The 18022-nt window shown below is 45.6% G+C and carries 16 protein-coding genes and 1 pseudogene; 8 read left to right on the top strand and 9 right to left on the bottom strand.

All coding sequences use genetic code 11. From position 1 onward, the window contains the following. The first annotated feature begins 303 nt into the window (after positions 1–303). The gene (gene gyrA, locus QH73_RS01510) at positions 304–2820 is read left to right on the top strand and encodes a DNA gyrase subunit A (protein WP_039714957.1); all 2517 of its coding nucleotides are present in this window, start codon (positions 304–306) and stop codon (positions 2818–2820) included. Positions 2821–2875: 55 nt separating this feature from the next. On the opposite strand, the gene QH73_RS01505 is transcribed toward gyrA, so the two are convergent. Further along, positions 2876–3022, bottom strand: coding sequence for a hypothetical protein (locus QH73_RS01505; RefSeq protein WP_165587599.1), 147 nt, complete (start codon positions 3020–3022; stop codon positions 2876–2878). A gap of 25 nt (positions 3023–3047) precedes the next feature. On the opposite strand from QH73_RS01505, the gene QH73_RS01500 reads away from it, so the two are divergent. Both QH73_RS01500 and QH73_RS01495 read left to right on the top strand, forming a co-directional pair. Continuing rightward, on the top strand, positions 3048–4133 hold the full coding sequence (locus tag QH73_RS01500; protein ID WP_201277920.1) for an ABC transporter ATP-binding protein: 1086 nt from the start codon (positions 3048–3050) through the stop codon (positions 4131–4133). 81 nt (positions 4134–4214) lie between these two features. Further along, positions 4215–5093: a glycosyltransferase family 2 protein gene (locus tag QH73_RS01495; protein ID WP_236146867.1), complete on the top strand. Its 879-nt coding sequence runs from the start codon at positions 4215–4217 to the stop codon at positions 5091–5093. 316 nt (positions 5094–5409) lie between these two features. Here QH73_RS01495 and cobN read toward each other — a convergent pair whose 3' ends face one another. Next, positions 5410–9678, bottom strand: coding sequence for a cobaltochelatase subunit CobN (cobN, locus tag QH73_RS01490; RefSeq protein ID WP_039714956.1), 4269 nt, complete (start codon positions 9676–9678; stop codon positions 5410–5412). Positions 9679–9771: 93 nt separating this feature from the next. Between cobN and QH73_RS01485 the strand changes: the two genes are divergently transcribed. After that, entirely contained in the window at positions 9772–11823 is a 2052-nt protein-coding gene (locus QH73_RS01485; protein WP_039714955.1) for a GAF domain-containing sensor histidine kinase, read from the top strand. A gap of 156 nt (positions 11824–11979) precedes the next feature. Here QH73_RS01485 and QH73_RS01480 read toward each other — a convergent pair whose 3' ends face one another. Next, on the bottom strand, positions 11980–12468 hold the full coding sequence (locus QH73_RS01480; protein ID WP_039714954.1) for a hypothetical protein: 489 nt from the start codon (positions 12466–12468) through the stop codon (positions 11980–11982). A 5-nt stretch (positions 12469–12473) separates the two neighbouring features. Then, positions 12474–12791, bottom strand: a complete 318-nt coding sequence (locus QH73_RS01475) for a DUF6152 family protein (RefSeq protein WP_236146866.1) — start codon at positions 12789–12791, stop codon at positions 12474–12476. On the opposite strand from QH73_RS01475, the gene QH73_RS01470 reads away from it, so the two are divergent. From QH73_RS01470 to QH73_RS01460, 3 genes and pseudogenes are all read left to right on the top strand, one after another. Further along, on the top strand, positions 12790–13005 hold the full coding sequence (locus tag QH73_RS01470; protein WP_165587584.1) for a hypothetical protein: 216 nt from the start codon (positions 12790–12792) through the stop codon (positions 13003–13005). The two genes, QH73_RS01475 and QH73_RS01470, sit on opposite strands and share 2 nt — an antisense overlap. Positions 13006–13070: 65 nt before the next feature. Continuing rightward, positions 13071–14036 (top strand): annotated as a pseudogene (locus tag QH73_RS01465) (XamI family restriction endonuclease). Beyond that, positions 14011–15585: an Eco57I restriction-modification methylase domain-containing protein gene (locus QH73_RS01460; RefSeq protein WP_052289951.1), complete on the top strand. Its 1575-nt coding sequence runs from the start codon at positions 14011–14013 to the stop codon at positions 15583–15585. Before QH73_RS01465 ends, QH73_RS01460 begins: the two are co-directional and overlap by 26 nt. Before the next feature lie 36 nt (positions 15586–15621). On the opposite strand, the gene QH73_RS01455 is transcribed toward QH73_RS01460, so the two are convergent. The 5 genes from QH73_RS01455 to QH73_RS29070 form a co-directional block, all read right to left on the bottom strand. Then, entirely contained in the window at positions 15622–16491 is an 870-nt protein-coding gene (locus QH73_RS01455) for an NAD(P)-dependent oxidoreductase (RefSeq protein WP_039714953.1), read from the bottom strand. 27 nt (positions 16492–16518) lie between these two features. Then, positions 16519–16938, bottom strand: a complete 420-nt coding sequence (locus QH73_RS01450) for a hypothetical protein (RefSeq protein WP_039714952.1) — start codon at positions 16936–16938, stop codon at positions 16519–16521. A gap of 80 nt (positions 16939–17018) precedes the next feature. Next, a complete protein-coding gene (locus QH73_RS01445; protein ID WP_039714951.1) occupies positions 17019–17663 on the bottom strand; it encodes a protein kinase family protein in 645 nt (214 codons plus the stop codon). Then, complete coding sequence (locus QH73_RS01440; RefSeq protein ID WP_165587598.1) at positions 17636–17794, bottom strand: hypothetical protein; 159 nt, start codon at positions 17792–17794, stop codon at positions 17636–17638. Before QH73_RS01440 ends, QH73_RS01445 begins: the two co-directional genes overlap by 28 nt. Beyond that, the gene (locus tag QH73_RS29070; protein WP_374189011.1) at positions 17757–17873 is read right to left on the bottom strand and encodes a hypothetical protein; all 117 of its coding nucleotides are present in this window, start codon (positions 17871–17873) and stop codon (positions 17757–17759) included. Before QH73_RS29070 ends, QH73_RS01440 begins: the two co-directional genes overlap by 38 nt. On the opposite strand from QH73_RS29070, the gene QH73_RS29295 reads away from it, so the two are divergent. Then, positions 17818–17955, top strand: coding sequence for a hypothetical protein (locus tag QH73_RS29295; RefSeq protein ID WP_165587597.1), 138 nt, complete (start codon positions 17818–17820; stop codon positions 17953–17955). The two genes, QH73_RS29070 and QH73_RS29295, sit on opposite strands and share 56 nt — an antisense overlap. The last annotated feature ends 67 nt before the right edge of the window (positions 17956–18022 follow it).

Raw genomic sequence — 18022 nt, 5'->3', positions numbered from 1 at the left:
TGTTACAGGAGATTGCATATTAAATTGACAGCGGACGTAAGCTATGACAGCATTCTCTGGCTGTTGTTAAGGTAGGAATAAAATTTTCCTTTAGTAGAATTGCATACTTAAAGCGAAAAATCAGGAGCGGGTAAATAGAAATTTGAGCGCGATCGTCGCTCATCCAGAATAATACTGGGAATTACTCATCGGCTACTATTAGTATCTTTTTGTAAGCAAATAAATTAGGATGCTGAGGGTAAGCTTTGTAAAGATACTATTAAATTTTTGGCGTTTGTCGTTATCAACTAGGAAACATCACTCATGGCAAAACAATTAAACCTTCTCCCAGCGGGACAGGTGATTCCCACAGCCCTGCATACAGAAATGCAACGGTCTTATCTGGAATATGCCATGAGCGTAATTGTAGGGCGGGCATTACCAGACGTACGTGATGGCTTAAAACCAGTTCACAGGCGCATTTTATATGCCATGCATGAATTGGGTTTAACTCCCGATCGCCCTTATCGTAAATGCGCCAGGGTAGTAGGTGACGTACTCGGTAAGTACCATCCTCACGGCGACCAAGCAGTATACGATGCTTTAGTCCGGTTGGTACAAGACTTTTCCAGCCGCTATCCAATGCTGGCGGGACACGGGAACTTCGGTTCGGTAGATAACGACCCGCCAGCAGCAATGCGTTATACCGAGACTCGCCTCGCGCCTATTGGTAATGAGGCGATGCTGACTGAAATTGGCGAAGAAACGGTTGATTTTATCGGCAACTTTGACAATTCCCAACAAGAGCCAGTCGTATTACCAGCCCAACTACCATTTTTATTGCTCAACGGTGCGTCGGGAATTGCTGTGGGGATGGCGACAAATATTCCTCCCCACAATTTGGGAGAAATCATCGATGGTTTAGTTACCCTGATCGACCAACCAGAATTATCGGACGACAAGCTATTTGAGTTAATCCCTGGACCCGACTTTCCCACTGGGGGCGAAATTATTGGCAGTACGGGAATTCGCGAAGCTTACACCACTGGACGGGGTAGTATTACCATCAGAGGAATCGCTCAAATTGAAGAAATTCAAACTGGAGTCAAGCGATCGCGCCGTACTACGGCAATTGTCGTCACGGAATTACCCTACCAAGTTAACAAAGCAGGTTGGATCGAAAAAGTCGCGGAATTAGTTAATCAGGGTAGGATTGAGGGCATTGGCGATTTGCGAGATGAAAGCGATCGCCAAGGAATGCGGGTGGTAATAGAACTCAAACGAGATGCCGATCCGCAGGTTGTTCTGCGCCAGTTGTACCATCACACTTCCCTGCAAACAAATTTTGGGGCAATTTTTCTTGCTTTAGTAGACGGACAACCGCGCCAACTTTCTTTAAGACAGCTATTACAGGAATTTTTAAGTTTCCGCGAACAAACTCTGATTCGGCGTTACACTCACGACTTGAATCGAGCCGAAAGTCGCGTGCATTTGGTAGAAGGGTTGCTAACAGCTTTATCCCACTTGGATGAAGTCATTGCAATTTTGCGACAGGCAAGCGATGGTAGTACGGCTAAAATCACCCTGCAAAATGAGTTGCAATTGAGCGAAGCCCAAGCCGATGCAATCTTAGCAATGCCCATGCGTCGCCTGACGGGTTTGGAACAACAGAACCTACAAACTGAATTTGAATCTCTTAGCGAACAAATTCAAACTTTGCGACGGTTGTTAAGCGATCGCCACGAGTTATTAAAGGCACTGAAAAAAGATTTGCGATCGCTCAGACGTAAATTTGCCGACTCTCGCCGGACTCGCATTGGCACTCAAGAAGCAGAAGAACAGAGCAAGAAAAGCTCGTCAATTCCGAATTCCGAATTCCGAATTCCGAATTCTGAAGAGGTTGCTTTAGAATTTACCCAAAAAGGGTATGTCAGAAGGTTAGCTGTTAACGGTAATAAGCCAGGTAGGAAGCCGAAGTCAGACAACGGTTTGATGGAAAATGACTTTGTGATTCAAACCGCAGCCACGAAGACGGATGAGAATTTAGTTGTATTTACCAGTGGTGGAAAGGTTTACCCGTTGCAGGTGGGCGATATTCCTCCTAGTAGCGGGCGATCGCTGCGGGGTACGCCGTTGATTAGCTTACTGCCTGGATCGGCTGCTAACGGTACGGAAAGTATAGTGACTCAAATGCTATTACCCCCAGAAACAGAAAACATCCAAGCGCTATTCATGACTCAATTAGGACGAGTGAAGCGCTTAGCTGCATCGGAGTTACAAAATCTGACCAATCGCGGTTTGACGGTGGTGAAGTTCAAGGATGAAGACCGCTTGTTAGGCGTGCAACCGATCGAGCCGGGGCAATTTTTGATCCTCGCTTCAGCAGGAGGTAGGCTGTTAAGGTTTGGTATAGATGACGAGCAATTACCAATTCTAGGACGCACGGCAATGGGAATGCAAGGCTTGCGGCTGCGAAAACAAGAAGAAATGGTTGGCGGAGTGGCAATAGACGATCTCAAAACTAATTTGTTGCTCGTCACCCAAGAAGGCTATGCGAAGCGAATACCCGCCCATGTATTGCGTCAAGGCAATCGCGGCGATATTCCAACTCAGGCTTTAGCTTTTGCCAGCAAATCGGATCGGCTGGCAGGAATTGTATCGGCAACAATAAGTGAGGTCGCTTTGCTCACCAGCAATCAACGGATCGTGCGCCTACCTGTCGATAAAATAGGCAAGTGGGGCAAAGAAGGCACGGGCGATCGCCTCCGCGAAATTAAGGATAATGAGAAAATTATCTCTGTTATTGCTATTCCTGCTACTACTTCATCGGGCATGGAGTGATACTTCTGGAACGCAGATGGTTCTTGACTTTTGCAGGAGACATAATGAATGAAATTCACAACCAATCAGGAAAATTTCTTCTCCCGACTCCTGCACGGGCGGGTTTAACCGAAGAATTATTTGTTGTTTCATAGATCTCTCTAAAACCCGTCCCTACAATTCCCAACTCTCGACTTCCATGTTCAAATTGAATAAGATTCACAATTTTGACTTTTAACTTTTAACTTTTGACTCACGCGATCGCGATCCAGGTTGCTTTAGAAAACGTCAGTAAGATTTACGGCAAAGTCCAAGCCGTGCAGTCTGTCAGTCTCGACGTGCAGCAAGGAGAATTTTTCACGCTGCTGGGGGCTTCTGGTTCGGGCAAAACAACTTTATTGCGGCTGATTGGCGGATTTGAAACGCCCGATACTGGCTGTATTTATATTGGGGGCAAAGATGTCAGTCGGTTGCCTGCCTATAAGCGCAACGTCCATACAGTGTTTCAGGACTACGCCTTGTTTCCCCACCTATCGGTATTTGACAACGTAGCATATGCTTTACAAGCAAAGCGATCGCCCGTAGCAGAAATTAGCCAACGAGTTACGGAAGCTTTGAAACTCGTCCAACTCGCAGAAATGGCGCAGAGGCTACCTTCTCAACTTTCCGGCGGACAAAAACAACGGGTAGCTTTAGCACGGGCAATTGTCGATCGCCCTGACGTGTTACTTTTAGACGAACCGCTTTCAGCTTTGGATGCCAAAATTCGGATGGAACTGCGGCAGGAATTGAAACAACTCCAACGTCAGACGGGAATTAGCTTTGTTTATATTACTCACGACCAAGAAGAAGCCTTAGCGTTGAGCGATCGCATTGCGATTCTTAAATCGGGCAAGCTATTACAAGTCGGCACGCCTCTAGAAGTCTACGAACAGCCCGCCGATTTATACGTCGCTGAATTTATCGGACGGGCAAATTTTCTCGATGGCGTGTTGTTAAGTGTAGATGGGCAGCGAGGCAGAGTGCAAATTGGCGAGACAGCAATTGTTGAAGGAACAGTTGTTGAAGGAGCGATCGCTACAATTTCTCCTGGTAATGCAGTACGATTAGTCGTGCGTCCAGAAAATATTTGCTTAAATCGTGCCGACATTGGTTATGCAGCCACCATTATTCAAAGTCAATACCTCGGTTATGCTACGAGTTATTTAGTTCAGGCGATCGGACTCAATTTCCACGTCACGGAACTGCGGCGACGCGGAACTAGCCCTTACAAAGAGGGAGAACGAGTTTTTATTTCTTGGGAATGGATGGAAGCATTGATTTTTTCTTCTTAGTCATTTGTCATTTGTAGTTATTCTTCCCTTGTCCCCTCTTTCTTTCCCTTACTCCTCATCCCTCACTCCTCGCCCCTAGTTATGATGCCAAAACTCAGTATCATCATACCGACGCGCGATCGCCCGCAACTATTAGCGCGTGCGGTTCAAAGTGCTTTATCGCAAACCATGACAGATCTCGAAGTTATTGTCGTTGACGATGCTTCAACTCAACCTATAGATTTACCAGCAGATCCGCGTTTGCGAATAATTCGTCTCTCTACCTCTCACGGGGGTGCAGGGGCGCGGAATGTAGGTACGAAAGCGGCGCAAGGGCGCTGGATTGCCTATTTAGATGACGATGACTGTCTTTTACCCCAAATGGCAGCTGTATCCTTAGAGGCGATCGCTAAAGCAACTTTACCTCCACCTGTCGGCGTTATTTCTGGGATCGACGTGGTAGATGATGCAGGTAAAATTTTAGAAACACGTATTCCGCCTCCCAGTCGTCCCCGTGGCTGTCATTTTGCATTAGAAGTTTTGGAACCAGGTAAGTCGTACAATACCAAACAAACTTTAGTGGTGGAACGGGAAGTAATTTTACAGATAGGAGGCTGGGATGAGGCGTTTCGTTCCCGCGTCCATACCGAACTTTTTCTGCGGCTGAATCCTGTCTGTTCGATCTTGGGTTTACCGATCGTCACTTATCAACTTTACGAGCATCCAGGGGCGCGAGTGTCGCGCAATACGAATTTGCGTCAGGAAAGTTTTCAACGTTTGATTGACAAGCATCAGGCAATTTTTCGCGCCCACCCGCAGATGTTTGCGAATTTTGTTTACGATCACGCCCTCATGTCCTATCGGATGGGGCAAAAGTCTCAAGCCTTATCCAGTGTTGTTTGGGCAATACAGATCGATCCATTACGGACGATGAAAAAGACGATAAAAAAGTTGATAAGTAAGTCAAAAGTTAAAAGTTAAAAGTCAAAATATTTCCAGCTCGTGGCAAGCGATTTGATGGCACTGATAATGCAAGTTATACCAATTTACTCTTTGACTACGACAAAAGAGATCCCCCCTAGCCCCCCTTGATAAGGGGGGTTGGGGGGATCTTCTGTAGCATAGTTTTAGTAAAATGGTATTAAATGTGTGACAGCTTATCGAGTCGGGGGGAATAGAATTTGCGAAACTAGACAAACTCTTTCCGCCTGCACGGACTGAGAGTTTAACCTGCGCAGGCAAGTTTTGTCTGTGTAGTCGCGACTTGCAGTCGCCCCAAGCTAGACATGAAATCTCGCTATTTTTCTTCGATCGCTCCTTCTGCTTGGTGGGCGATCGCTCGTAACTTATCTATAATCTCTGGTGTCACTTGCCACAATCCTCGCTGCTTGGCTTCAATTAACCTTTCTGCCATATCTCGTAATGCCCAAGGATTTTTTTGTTGCACGAAGTCTTGGACGGCTGGATCGAATAAATAAGCTTCGGCAATGCCTTGATACATATAATCTTCCACGCAATCAGCTGTAGCATCGTAGGCAAATAAATAATCTACTGTCGCTGCCATTTCAAAAGCCCCTTTATAACCGTGACGCATCACCCCCGCAATCCATTTCGGATTAACGACGCGAGAACGATATACCTTGGCAATTTCTTCCTTTAAATGACGAACGCGAGGGTTTGCCGGAATAGAATTGTCACCAAAATATGTTTGAGGATTTTTACCGCGAACGGCACGCACGGCAACAGTTAAACCACCTTGAAATTGATAGTAATCGTCAGAATCGAGCAGATCGTGTTCGCGATTGTCTTGGTTGTGCAAGACAATTTGCATTTCGCCTAAACGTTGCTCGAACGCTTCTGGGGCGGCTCGTCCTTCTGAGTTGCGGGAATAAGCGTAGCAACTCCAATTAATATAAGCACGGGCTAAATCGCGATCGCCCGTCCAATTTTGCGCTTCAATTAATCCTTGTAACCCAGCTCCATAAGCCCCTGGTTTAGAACCAAAAACACGGTAAAGCGATCGCTCTTTTGCCTCTTCTGGTGTCAATCCTGCCGAGTGCCAAAACTGAGTTTCTTGTTTCACCTTGGCAGCTAGGGGATTTTGGGCTAGCGGTTCGTCCAACTGCGACACGGCAACAACGGCACTGTCAAACAGATCGATTAAATTAGGAAAAGCATCGCGGAAAAAACCAGAAATTCTTAAAGTTACATCCACGCGGGGACGCGCCAACACCGATAGAGGCAAAATTTCAAAATCCACCACCCGCCGAGAAACCCCATCCCATACCGGACGCACTCCCAACAAAGCCAACGCCTCAGCAATGTCATCTCCCCCAGTCCGCATGGTAGAAGTTCCCCAAATCGACAAACCCAGAGTTTTGGGATATTCCCCATTTTCTTGCGTGTAGCGTTCGATTAAAGCTTCAGCTGCTTTACGTCCGATATCCCAAGCCGTTTCTGTCGGAATGGCACGGATATCCACCGAGTAGAAATTTTTTCCTGTTGGTAATACTTCTGGACGACCTCTCGTCGGCGCACCCGATGCCCCACTAGGAACGTAGCACCCATCCAAACCATGTAGTAAATTGGTAATTTCCTGTTGAGTTTGTGCTAAAGCGGGTAAGAGGCGATCGCGAATCCAATTTAATGAAGTGAGTCGGGAGTCGGTAGGGGCGCACTGCTGTGCGTCCGTACTTGGGAGCCGGGAAGGGGGTGTAGAAAATTGGTAGTTGGTAGTTGGTAGTTGCTCCTCAGCTCTGCTCCTCTGCTTCCTTAGCTCTGCTTCCTCTGCCCCTCTGCCCCTCTGCCCCTCTGCTCGTTTATCTCCAACTCCCGACTCCCGACTCCCGACTCCCGATTCCCCAATCAATACTTCCACCAACTCAGCCGCATATTGTTCTAACACCTCGATCGCATCGCCGATTGTATGACAGGGTGTTTGAGTTTTTGCTGATAAAATTCGAGCGCTTGTCTCTGAAAGTTGAGTGCTGAAATCTGCCGTGAGGGGATCGAAATCTAATTCCCAGGCTTGAGCAATTGCGCGGGTGATTCCTGGTTGGTAGGAATTAGGTTGACGAGCGATCGCTACAATTAAATCTCGTAATTGTTCTCCTTGCGGGCATTGCCCAAATATATGCAAACCATCGCGAATTTGAGCTTCTTTGAGTTCGCATAAATAACCGTCGAGTTGGTTAATTGGTAGTTGGTAGTTGGTAGTTGGTAGTTGGTAATGGGTAATTGGTAATTGGATTTTTTCTTCCTCAGCTCCCCTAGCTCTGTTCTCCAACTCCTGTACGGGCGGGTTTAATTGCAGAACTGTTTGTTTTTCATAAGGCTCTGCAAAAAAACCCGCCCCTACGACTCCCGACTCCCGCTCCATCCCCAAGTCTAAGTGTAAATTTTCTTGTTTAATTAATTGCCAAATGCGATCGCTAATGGCTGGCAATCGAGTCGGATCTAGACTTTGAGCTTCGTAATACTCGTCAACTAAACTTTCTAATTGGTGTAGCGCTCCATAGAGTTCTGCCCGCGTCATGGGAGGCGTTAAATGGTCGATAATCACTGCTTGGGCGCGGCGTTTTGCTTGCGAACCTTCCCCAGGATCGTTGACGATAAACGGATAGAAATGGGGCATAGCACCTAAAGCAATTTCGGGATAACACTGACTTGAGAGTGCCACGCTTTTACCTGGAAGCCATTCCAAATTACCGTGCTTGCCTATGTGGACGATCGCATCAGCACCAAAATGCTCTCGCAGCCAATAATAAAAAGCCAAATAAGTATGCGGTGGTTCCAAGTCAGGCGCGTGGTAATTTAACGCCGGATCGCGATCGTACCCCCGTGCTGGTTGAATCCCTACGAAAACATTACCGAGTTGAATACCAGGAATGGGGAGTCGGGAGTCGGGAGTCGGGAGTCGGGAATAAGTGGTGAGCGGTGAGTAGTGAGTAGTAAGTCTATTCACTCCCTCAGCTCCCTCAGCTCCCTCAGCTCCTTCAGCTCCCTCAGCTCTCTTCTGCTCCCACCGACTAACAATCCCCTGCTGCACTGCTTCAGGAAGGGTGGCAAAATATTGTTGATACTCTTGCCAGCTTAATTGCTGTGGGAGCGATCGCCACTGACTATCAGGATCGTTTGTCACTCCAGATGTCAGGCGTTGGATCAGTTCGTCTCCAGTTCGCGGTAGATTTTCTACTTGATATCCTGCTTGCTGGAGCGATTTGAGAATTTCTATACAACTAGCAGGAGTATCTAATCCAACTCCATTTGCCAAACGTCCGTCACGATTGGGATAGTTTGCCAAAATCAGAGCGATTTTGCGTGCTGCTGGCGGACGAGAACGCAGCTGCACCCAACGCTGAGTTAGTTCAGCAACACATTCCAGGCGATCGCGCACCGACTCGTAAACGACTACATTCGTCTCTAGAGCTGCATTCCAGCTCTGTACTGCTTTAAACGACACAGCACGGCTAATAATGCGCCCATCCACTTCTGGTAGAGCCACATTCATGCCAATATCCCGTGGCGATAGTCCTTGAGAACTTGTCTCCCAGGTTGAAATTGAACTGCTACTAAAAATAACTTGCAGTATTGGTATATCTAGTTGTTGCCATAAGTTAGCGGGAGCCGGTACGGGCGCACAACAGTGCGCCCGTACTAGGGAGTCGGGAGTCGGAAAAATGCGTGTCAGAGAAAAACTGGTTGTATTTAATAAGACTTGAATTTCTGCCTCGTCTTGAGGCTGGAAGTAAGATAGAATTTCTGCTTGCACTTCTGGATCGCGTAGCGAAGAAACGAAAACTGGTACTGGTAATAGATTTCTGGCTACCAATGCTTGACACAAATCGTCAATTACACCCGTATTACCTGCCAAATAGTGAGCGCGGTAGAACAGAATGCCAATTTTGGGTAGTTGGTAGTTGGTAGTTGGTAATTGGTAGTTGGTTGACGGTTGTTTTTCTCCCTCAGCTTCCTCAGCTTCCTCAGCTTCCTCAGCTCTCTTCTCTCCGACTCCCTTCCACCCATATAACCCCACGCGCGGAACCACCTGTGGAGGTTGAGGATTGTATGAAGTATGAAGGCAGCAATCGGCAGCGAATAGCAGAGCATTGACGGCATTTTCTACTCCACCTTCTAGAAAATATCGCCACAGTCGATTTCCCACTGCTAACGGAACAGTCGAATGTGCGATTAAATCGGGGTCGATCGCGTCATCTCCTGGGATAACTATCAGTGCTGCACCAGTCCGCCGTGCTGTTTCCCGCACCACTTCTAAACCATAAGACCAATACGATCGTCCCCCCAAAAGCCGTAGTATAATAACTTGAGCTTTTTCTAAAACGTCTTCTGCATAAGTATCTATAACTATCTGTTGCTGTAATTGCAGCAAATTAGCAACTCGAAAAGTGGGAAAGTCTATCGGTAACTGAGTCACTGCTGCTGCCAAAGTTTGAATATCGGTATCGGTAGCAGTAAGAAACACCAAAGGAGCTGGAGTTTGTGCAAATAAAGCGACACCATTAGCTTGAGGATTCCAATCTCCAGGAGTGGTACTGATACGATGCATATAACTCTCTGTTCGGCTTAGACTAGTGGTTAAGCTGCATGGGAAAACTTTCTTAGCCTATCATCCAAATCTTATCTATCTCAATCTGCGAAAATGTCTAGTTCTCAGGACTTGAGCTTCCATCAACTTTTGCCCCTGACAATTTTTCAGCAATTAGGGCAACTTCTTCAACAGATGGCTCAAGAATTGGGAAATGAAGCTTTGATAGTTACGGAAGAAGCACTGGTTTCAATTCCGACACCACCTGAAGCGACAGATAAGTTTACATTAGTCGTGTCAAAACAATTTAGCGCTTTGCTAGTAGCAGAAAGAAGACAGGAGACAGGAGCCAGGCGACAGAGAGAAGAACTTACACTAAAAGAGTCAATAGTTTTAAACTCAGTCAATTCAGAATTTGATACAGAAGCTTACGTTACACTGCACGAGCGAAACTCGGAATTACTCAACGCCAAATTAACATTTGAGCCAGAAGCGATCGCCCAATTTTTGCAACACCTAAACGGCTGCTTAGAAGACAATTCTCTTGCCCGCGCTACTTTAGCTCGATACAGCCAAGTCATTCAACCCAACAACGCCACTCTACAAGGGAAGTTTACGTTAATGTTGCTGTCCGTGCTAGCCCCAAGCTCGTACCAAAATGACGAGCCAGAAACGATTTACCCTTTTGTTTCGGTCTGCCAACCTGTAGAACAAGCTTTGCACCAACAAATTGCCCACGAGCGTTTGCTCAACCAAGTGACGACTCAAATTCGTCAAAGCTTGGAATTACCCATCATCATCTCCAATGTCGTAGAACGAGTCCGAGAGTTTTTGCAAGTCGATCGCCTAGTAGTCTATCAATTCGAGCAACAAGAATCAGGGAGCAGGGAGCAGTTACCAGTTATCAGTGACCAGTTATCAGTTACCACCAACTCCCGACTCCCAACTCCCGACTCCCAACTCCCGACTCCCGACTCTCGACTCTCCACTCAAGGCTGTGTCATCTACGAAGCCCGTGCTAGCAAGTCAATTGATTCCGTACTCAATTATCGAGAAGAGAACTGCTTTATTCCTTCTTCTGGGTGTTGGGAGAAATATCGCCAAGGTTTTACGCTAGCGATCGCAGATGTTAACAAAGCTTATGTTTTATCGTCTTGCTTGCTAGCTTTTTTGCAGAAAATTCAGGTACGAGCCAAACTAATCGCTCCAATTGTATTTCAGCAACAACTTTGGGGTTTACTCATCGCCCACCAATGCTACGAACCGCGCTCTTGGCAGGAAAATGAGAAAAATTTACTGCGGCGAATAGCGGAACAACTGGCGCTCGCAATCTATCAAGAAGAGTTAATGCGATCGCTGAAGTTGGAAAAACAAACCCTAGAACAAAGAGTGATCGAGCGGACTCAAGCATTACATGATGCTCTACTTGCAGCTCAAGCAGCTAGCCGCGCTAAAAGTGAATTTCTCGCGACGATGAGCCACGAATTACGCACTCCCCTCACTAGCGTCATTGGGATGTCATCTACCTTACTACGCTGGCCTTTAGGAGAATTGAGTCAGCGTCAACGTCAGTACTTACAAACAATTCACGATAGTGGCGAACATCTTCTAGCACTCATCAACGACATTTTAGAATTGACGCAGTTCGAGTCAGGCAAGGCAGTTTTAAATTTAAACGAATTTGCTCTAGCACAACTAGCAGAAGCTAGCTTGCGATCGCTGAGCGATCGAGCAACGCGCCAAGCAGTTAATGTCATGCTCGATCTCAAAATCCCGCTTGACTATCGGCTGTTTGCCGATCCCCAACGAGTCAGTCAAATCTTATGGAATCTACTCAGTAACGCGATTAAATTCACTCCCGAAGGCGGAGAGGTGATTTTAAGAGTTTGGAGCGAGAATGACTTTGCCGTAATTCAGGTAGAAGATACGGGAATTGGCATTGCTGAAGAACATTTACCTCTGATTTTTGAAAAATTCCAACAACTCGATTCTCCTTACCAGCGTCATTATGATGGGACGGGATTGGGTTTAGCCTTGACTAAGCAACTCGTCGATCTCCACCAAGGTCGGATTGAAGTCGAATCGACTTTAGGTACGGGTTCTATTTTTACCGTTTGGTTGCCTAATAGTCGGGAGTCGGGAGTCGGAAGTCGAGAGTTGGGATAAGAGAGCAGAGGAAGCAGGGGAGCAGAGGGGCAGGGGAGCAAAGGGAAAGAAGGGGGACAAGGGGACAAGGGGACAAGGAAGAATAATTACTGTCAACGGTCAACTGTCAACCAACAACAAATGACCATTAACCATTGACCATCGACCATCGACAAATTAAATATAAGCAATCAGGCGACCGCAAACGATCGCCACAGCCCAGAGCAAGAGGGAGAAGATCGCGATCGCTCTCACTCCAACTGGCGCTCGAACACGTCGATTCCACCGTTGAATTGACTTGGAATAATAAAGGTGAAACGCAGCTGCATTCATCCCAGCAAGGGCGATCGCTCCTAACTTTAGACGAAAGGCAGGATTAGCCGCGATCGCTTCAGCATCAGAAGCAAATAAGAGGAAACCTGTCAAGAGGGCAAACGCAAAACTAATATAAGTCCAGGGTAAAAGATGCCCTGCGATGTCAGTTACTAGCAGATGGCGGGAGAAGCCGAGCAACCGCAGGTCAAACATGGCGATCGATCCAACTAGAATGGCAAAACTGATAATGTGCCAAGTTTCGATCGCTGGATAGAGCCACGCCCACTGCCGCATTGCCGCAGACAAAGCACTCTCTTGCAGCCAAGTCAACCAGCTTTGAAGCTCAAACATACCGCTTAGCGCAGCGGTATAGTTTTTTCGCCGACTATAATCTGCTCTGCCCGCATCTCGTTCTTTTCGCTACGGTGAGGATAACCTACAACGTTAACCGTTTCTCCAACTTGCAATTGCTTTGGTAATAGTCCTCGGTTTTGCAGCCGCGAGGGTGGCGCAAGGACGGCTTCCCATAGCTGCTCTTTGGTTTGCAGTTGTAAGATAACGTGCGGGTTATCGTAGCCAATGGCTTGAATTTTGCCTGATAGATTGAGTGTTTTGCTGTTGTCGTATTCGCTCCATCCGTGGTGTGCCATTGCCGTGCTTGTCCAAGTAACCATGACGATTGCTACACAACAAGCCGTGACTATCATCCGCATCATTTTCGTTCTCAGCATTTTTTTAGCTTCCGACAAGCGTAAGGTACTGGCGGATAATTTTGCGATCGTATTAGGGTCTAGTATGACCAACAAATATGACGTGGATGTGTCAGCTCCAGTTTGCAATTTGCAACTGAATCACAAGTTAGGTATTCAGTTTTCGGTAATGACGTAAACAACATTTTCATTTGTGGGGTAATTAGGAAGTAAAGTAGAAACGCACAATTTCCCAAACCTCGAATGGCTGTAAATCGTGACAAACCAGATCGTTGGAAAGCAGACATAGAACAGTCTGTGGATATGTATAATTCTTGGTTTTTAGATTTCGCACCACAGGCGTTTCGTGATACCCGTATTAAAGTTACTGAAGTTGTAGCATCGACCTTGAAGGCTACCAACAATCTCAAATCGTTGCAGCCAGAGATTCTTCGGCAGAATCTAGGTATACTACCGACTCTCAGAATGTGCACCTGTCCACCAATTGCTAGAGATCGACTGATTGGATTAGCAAGCGTAGCTAAAGGCGTTGTGGATCGTATGGAAGTCGCGGAAAAATTACCTGTTCGGCTGACAGGGAATCGTCTTAATGAATAACTAAGAAAAATTACAGATATTATTACAAGACTTGCGGATCGAGATATTTTCCCTTGGCTAGATACCAATCAAACACCTATGCAAAGGGAAATCTACCGTGCAGCAACCATTGTTGCAGATCGTTTATGTGGTTCGTCAGCAGATCCTATTGTTCGCAATGCTCAAGAAGCAAGGCAGTTAAGGGAGATCGCAGTATGGCTTGATGAACGTGGGTATCGTTTATTGCCCACTGCTCAACGGGTAAAGTTTAATGAAATGTTGCCAGGAACATACAGTTTTCGGCTAAACATCCCTGTCAATTTGGTAGAAGAGGGTAGAAAGACGGTTAATATCCCGATTGATGCGGTTATTATGCGTAAAACTGCTCAACTAGGCGATCTCCCTCTATTGGTAGAAGCAAAATCAGCGGGTGACTTTACAAATGTCAACAAACGTAGGAAAGAAGAAGCCCGAAAAGTTCAGCAGCTAAATGCAACGTATGGCAATACAATTGAGTTTATCTTATTCTTATGTGGCTACTTTGACATTGGATACTTAGGTTATGAAGCTGCCGAAGGTATAGATTGGGTTTGGGAGCACCGTATAGATGACTTTGCAGAATTTGGATTGTGAGCAATCTAACAGTATTGATTTAACAGAAGCTAAAAGGGTTGTCGAGCAAATTCAACTAGATGCTTCTAAAAATTCTGTAGAACGTAATCGGTTAGGGCAATTTGCTACACCAAACTCGCTTGCGATTGAGGTACTCAAATACTCTAAGACTTTACTTCCAGCTAGTGAAGAAATTCATTTTTTAGATCCGGCAATCGGTAATGGTTCATTTTATTCGGCATTGCTACAATCATTTCCATCTGAACAAATCAAAAGTACCGTTGGCTATGAAATCGATCGAGGCTATGCTGAGGTAGCACTCAAATTATGGGATAAGACTTCTCTTACGCTTAATATTGCAGATTTTACAGAAAGTGTTCCACCCCAAAATGAAAAGTTTAGATCTAACTTACTGATCTGCAATCCGCCCTATGTACGCCACCACCATTTATCAAGTGATAAGAAGATTTCTCTTAAAAGGCTAGGAATAAAAACTACTGGTATTGAATTGAGTGGTTTAGCAGGTCTTTACTGTTATTTCATACTAGCAGCACATGGGTGGATGGCACGGAATGGTCTAGCCTGCTGGATAATTCCTTCTGAATTTATGGACGTAAACTATGGAGAAAAGCTCAAGCAATATCTACTAGAGCGCGTGACTCTGCTGCGAGTGCATCGATTTGCTCCTGAGAACTTACAATTTACTGATGTTCTAGTTTCTACATCAGTGATTTGGTTTAGAAATACAAAGCCAAATCATGACTATTTTGTGGAGTTTACTTATGGAGAAAGTATCAGTCGCCCAAGTTGTTCAGAAACCATCTCATCGAGAGTACTGAAAGAAATATCGAAATGGAATCGTACTTCAATTTCACCAACTCAAAAGAACAACATTCACTCTGGAGCTAAGTTATCTGAGTTGTTTGAAATTAAGCGAGGAATCGCTACTGGAGCTAATAACTTCTTTATTCTCACGCCCGATCGAGTTAACGAACTTAGCATTCCATTTGAGTTTTTAACTCCTATTCTTCCTAGCCCTCGATACTTGCTAGATGATGAAATACTTTCAGATGAGCAAGGAAATCCGAGACTTGAACGCAAACTTTTTGTGCTAAATTGTAAACAGCCAATGGAATATTTTCAAGTTAAATATCCTTTGGTTTGGAATTATCTCCAACAAGGTGAAAAAATCGGAATATCAGCTCGTTATTTATGTAAGCATCGATCGTTATGGTACTTGCAAGAAATCAGGCATCCTACAATGTTTTTGTGTCCGTATATGGGACGGCATAAATCTAGAAATAGCAGACCTTTTCGATTTATTTTGAATCATTCTAAAGCAATTGCGCCTAATGTTTATCTTATGATGTATCCAAAAATGCAATTAGAAACTTTAATATCAACTAATTTTGAATTGAGAAATTCTGTTTGGAAAGCCTTGAATTCAATTCCCATACAAAACTTAATCCATGAAGGTCGGGTTTACGGAGATGGACTGCATAAACTAGAACCAAGAGAGCTAGCAAATGCACCAGCAGATCTTCTACTAAAAGCTCTGGAAAAACTGTAGCCGCCGTACCCAACAACACGTTAATGGAGCGATTAATTAAGAATTATCTGATGATGCGATCGCCTCATATAAAGCGGAATAATCTGTATCGGCTAAGCCTCGATCGATGGCAATTTCTAAAATTTGGCGGACTCCTTCTAAATGATTTGTATTGAGTCCCTGCGATCGCGCTTCGGAAAGAAATAAATTGGTATCTTTGAGTAAATGTTTGGTGGGAAAATTGGGATTGTCGTAATTGCGATCGAGCATTCGCTGTAGTTTTTTATCAAATGTCGGGGCGTAAAGAGCGCTTTGGCGGAGGATTTGCATGAAAGCTTCCGGCTCGATCCCCTGACGCTGAATTAAACTTAAGCTTAAGGCAAAGGCACTCGTGAGAGAAGCTATGAGTTGATTGAGTGCTAGTTTCACAGCCGCCGCACTCCCGACATCACCGATATGCAACGGTTCCAAACCAAAGTTTTGTAGCAAACTCAACCACTGCTGAAACTGTGCTGGCGAACTCCCCACCATCACGATCAATTTTCCAGCTTGTGCTTCGGGAATGCTTCCTAGTACAGGTGCTTCGAGATAATCGCCTCCAGCAGCAGTGACTTGTTGCTGAATTTCTTTGCTATCGGTGGGGGTAATAGTTCCCATTTGAATGATGGTGCGTCCCGCCAAGTGTTGCTGTGCTGTTGGAGATAGCAGGACATCTCGAATCGCACTAGCGTCAGTCAGCATCAAAATGATACACTCGCAGGTAACTAAAACCTCATCTGGACGAGTTGCGATCGCCACGCCAGCCGATTTGAGCGGAGCTAATTTTTCTGGGGTACGATTGTAGGCAACTAGCTCTATGTTGGCAGCTAACAACCTTTGTGCCATCGGCAGTCCCATCAACCCAGTCCCGAGAAATCCTACCTTCACTGCTTTCCCTCCTACAGTCGCGAATTTCTATCGCCAATAAGGACGACCTTTCCAAAATACCCCAATGACAATAGCGATGAGCTGCATTTCATTGTTGTATATGCTGACTAGTCTTTCGGGAATGGGTAGGAACGATCTCACTAGCAAACACAGAGTCAAACAAAATACCAAAGCCCACAGCACGCCAGTATTAACGGTAATATTGGCGAAAAATTTTTCTAGTAAGTAAACTGCTAAAGCTCCCACCCCGACAACGCCAGCAAATTGTACCAATACACCCAGGCTACCACCATACATAAGGTCGATCGCCCGTGCCAGCGCTGGCGAGAAGTTAGAGCCAGCGATAAAAAAGAAATCTATAACGACAACAATCAGAGTTACAAGGCAAGAAAGCAGGAATAGCGATCGCCACGGTAAGAATTTTAAACGACGGAGGGGATTTGACATAATTCAAAACTATATGACTAACGATAGCGAGCAGTTAGTAGTGCGTGGTTTATGACTATTGACTATTAACCATTAACCAATCACAAGCGTCGATAAAAACGATAGAACTTGCGCACAATATTTAAAACAAAATAAGGCATTCGCAGCCGCAGTGGGTAAAGAATCGGGAGATACAACCAGTAGTAAGCTTTTTTCAAATCTTGCCATGCCGAGCAAGCCTCTTCGTGCAAGAAATCAGAAACATCTACCACAAATCCCCTGCCTTCCCACATCATAATATTCCGACCGTGGACATCGTGAGGATGCAGTTCGCGCTTGCGGGCGTAATCTAAAGCTGCGTCAATGTCTCTAATGACTTGTTTTGGAATTGGTATTCCCTGGTGCATACAGTCGTATAGAGTCATACCATACAACCGCTTCATGATTAGCCAGCCTTCCTCAGCATATAAACATTCAGAAAAAGCAGGATGGGAACCCAAACGCTGGTAAACTTCGACTTCCTCCGTCCAACCTGGACGATTGGGCGCATAGACTTTCACGACTCGATCTGGCTGGTTGGGGTGATAGAATACTGCGGCATAATTCCCCGCTCCCAGTAATTGCCAAGGGGAAGGAACTTTGCCAACGACTACAGGGTTGTGGGGTTCGATGCTGTCAATCTGTAATCCAGGCAGTAATTCCCGCTCGATCAGCTCGATTAACCAATCCAGATGCGTTTGTTCCATATACAGTTTGCCAGGGATGGCAAGATTGCTCCCATGCTAACTTGACGCAGCGTCAGTGTTTTTGTTCGATCGCTTGCCACCGCGATCGCAGATCTATTCGTCGTTAGGTGGCAATGCGTCCAAAATACCATTTTGTATGACTAATCTAGGGTAAATGAAGAGAAAAAAAGTCATCCAGGTGAGTACGGGTATGGCAACGAGAATCGTCAGCCACCAAGTTTTTAGTAACAACCAACTACCGCTAATGAGCGTTACACCTGTAAGAGGATGTTTGAAAAGTTTTGAAGGGTGAGATTTTATGCCAGCCGCCTAACCATGATACGGATCATGGCAAGGTAGATAAAAGTCTCGGAGGTTTG

It is taken from the genome of Scytonema millei VB511283 (genome assembly GCF_000817735.3).
In the GTDB taxonomy this organism is placed as follows: domain Bacteria; phylum Cyanobacteriota; class Cyanobacteriia; order Cyanobacteriales; family Chroococcidiopsidaceae; genus Chroococcidiopsis; species Chroococcidiopsis millei_B.
The sequence above is the reverse complement of the archived record's forward strand: the minus strand, read 5'-3'. Positions and strand labels throughout refer to the sequence as shown.

What these genes read in the sequence shown, in the direction of transcription:
- QH73_RS01450 (WP_039714952.1), bottom strand. Translation starts at nt 16,938, where the DNA reads ATGTCAAATCCCCTCCGTCGTTTAAAATTCTTACCGTGGCGATCGCTA.
- QH73_RS01460 (WP_052289951.1), top strand. Translation starts at nt 14,011, where the DNA reads ATGACTTTGCAGAATTTGGATTGTGAGCAATCTAACAGTATTGATTTA.
- cobN (WP_039714956.1), bottom strand. Translation starts at nt 9,678, where the DNA reads ATGCATCGTATCAGTACCACTCCTGGAGATTGGAATCCTCAAGCTAAT.
- QH73_RS01480 (WP_039714954.1), bottom strand. Translation starts at nt 12,468, where the DNA reads ATGTTTGAGCTTCAAAGCTGGTTGACTTGGCTGCAAGAGAGTGCTTTG.
- QH73_RS01445 (WP_039714951.1), bottom strand. Translation starts at nt 17,663, where the DNA reads ATGGAACAAACGCATCTGGATTGGTTAATCGAGCTGATCGAGCGGGAA.
- QH73_RS01440 (WP_165587598.1), bottom strand. Translation starts at nt 17,794, where the DNA reads ATGGTATTTTGGACGCATTGCCACCTAACGACGAATAGATCTGCGATC.
- QH73_RS01470 (WP_165587584.1), top strand. Translation starts at nt 12,790, where the DNA reads ATGACGATTGCTACACAACAAGCCGTGACTATCATCCGCATCATTTTC.
- QH73_RS01495 (WP_236146867.1), top strand. Translation starts at nt 4,215, where the DNA reads ATGATGCCAAAACTCAGTATCATCATACCGACGCGCGATCGCCCGCAA.
- QH73_RS29295 (WP_165587597.1), top strand. Translation starts at nt 17,818, where the DNA reads ATGAAGAGAAAAAAAGTCATCCAGGTGAGTACGGGTATGGCAACGAGA.
- gyrA (WP_039714957.1), top strand. Translation starts at nt 304, where the DNA reads ATGGCAAAACAATTAAACCTTCTCCCAGCGGGACAGGTGATTCCCACA.
- QH73_RS01475 (WP_236146866.1), bottom strand. Translation starts at nt 12,791, where the DNA reads ATGGTTACTTGGACAAGCACGGCAATGGCACACCACGGATGGAGCGAA.
- QH73_RS01485 (WP_039714955.1), top strand. Translation starts at nt 9,772, where the DNA reads ATGTCTAGTTCTCAGGACTTGAGCTTCCATCAACTTTTGCCCCTGACA.